Source organism: Clostridium lentum (genome assembly GCF_014287815.1).
Lineage (GTDB): Bacteria > Bacillota > Clostridia > Clostridiales > Clostridiaceae > Clostridium > Clostridium lentum.
Genome location: NZ_JACOOQ010000041.1, coordinates 1 through 1,757 on the forward strand (window position 1 = coordinate 1; position 1,757 = coordinate 1,757).

Sequence of the window (1,757 nt, forward strand, 5' to 3'; positions counted from 1 at the left end):
GATAGTGTAAAGTTTCGTATGAAAAAATAGCATAGGGCTAATTTGGCATAATAATAGAAAAATAACTTTGAAATATCAATTAAAATTCGAAAATTGAATATGACAAAAAGACCTTCGGTATCGGAGGCAAAAATTAAATCAATATTTAATTTTATAGTTTATCAAGAAGTTTTAGATTCTTGCATATTTAATATGGTTTGTTGACCGAGATTGATAAGAATTTGCCATTTTGCTGGCATGTTATCAGCGATATTTAAAGCATCCAATTCATTTAAAGGACGATGATAGTTATATGGGTGAGGTCTTAAAAAGTTATAATAAGCAACCCAAAGAGAGAATCCATAAAGAGCACCTTCATCACTTCCATAGCCACAAGTAACTCTATAGGAAGATTTGAAGGTACGATTTAGACGCTCTACTACTTGCTTAACCCAACGGAATTCTTCAGATACTAGATCTTCATTAGTAAGGCCAATAACTTGAGTTAGATTAAATTCTTTATTTTCTTCTAATTCAAATTGTTGCTTCGCTAACGGGTAAGCGCTATAACCATCGGCAACGAAGTTCAAAGCTTTTCCTGGAAATTTTTTGAACTTATCAAAAGCCATACGCATTGCTAATATACAAGGACCTGTAGCTCTTGTATCAGATACTTGATAACCTAGAATAGACTTTTTACAAGCATCCATTACAATCCAAACATAATGCTTAATTCCTTTAACTTTTATATAAGTTTCATCGGCAGAAAGTATTTTAGATGGTTTGTAATTAAATGTATCAACAAATGGTTTAATGACAGCGGCTGCTGTTAAAGCATAATTAGCAACAGTTCTATGTGATATTTTTATTCCATGAACTTCTTCTAAAACATGTGCAGTTTGTCTTGTAGACATTTTACAATTAACGTGATAAGTAAGGCATAATCCCATTATATGAGGATTAAACTTTTTAAAACTAAATCCTGTAGCATGTTTTGAAATTGGATATAAATCCATCTTAAAGAAGTTAATATTGAATTCACGGTATATATAGTGAAGCTTGTATTTATATTTATGGGCAGGATCAAGATCCTTAGGAAGTTTCTTAATGTTTCTTTGATAATATGAGCATTTAGAATTATTACATTTATGTATTTTAAACTGCTTACGCTGCTTTTGCTCAGTAAGGGTAGCACCACAGTAAGGACAAATAAATACTAATGGTTTAGTAGCATAATTAGCTTCTTTAAATGTAAGTTGACAAACTTTACACTTAAACTGACCTTTATTGCCATTGTTATCGTAAATATATTCATGAGGTGCACCACATTTAGGACATTTAGTTTTTTTAGGAATAGACTTACCGTTCCGTCTTTGGACGGGTTTTAAGGTCTTGTTATATTTATGTTTGTAATAAGCTAAAAGTAATTTATAATCTACCTTTTCAAATTTAAGTATTGTAGGTAGTCTATCTACTTTGAACTTTTGATATTCAGGGCTATTTGAATCATCAAATATCATTTGTTTTAGTGGTATGTGTTGTGAAATAAATAAAAGTAATTCACCGATAATGGTAATTAAATATTGATTATATATAAGTAAATAAGTTATAATTGAATCCATGATAACGACAACCTTTCATTGTTGATTTTGTTTGGTCAGAGATTCAATTTTAACATGAAATTAGGGGGTCGTTGTTTTTTTTATGCAAAAAACTTTCGAAACCTTGATATATAAAGATTTTAAAATAAAAATAGTGTAAAAAACTTTACACTAACT

General features: G+C 29.7%; 1 protein-coding gene. It reads right to left on the bottom strand.

Annotation, left to right across the window (positions count from 1 at the left end; all coding sequences use genetic code 11):
- Positions 1–161 precede the first annotated feature (161 nt).
- The gene (locus tag H8R92_RS12940; protein WP_022212137.1) at positions 162–1,601 is read right to left on the bottom strand and encodes a DDE-type integrase/transposase/recombinase; all 1,440 of its coding nucleotides are present in this window, start codon (positions 1,599–1,601) and stop codon (positions 162–164) included.
- Between the last annotated feature and the right edge of the window lie 156 nt (positions 1,602–1,757).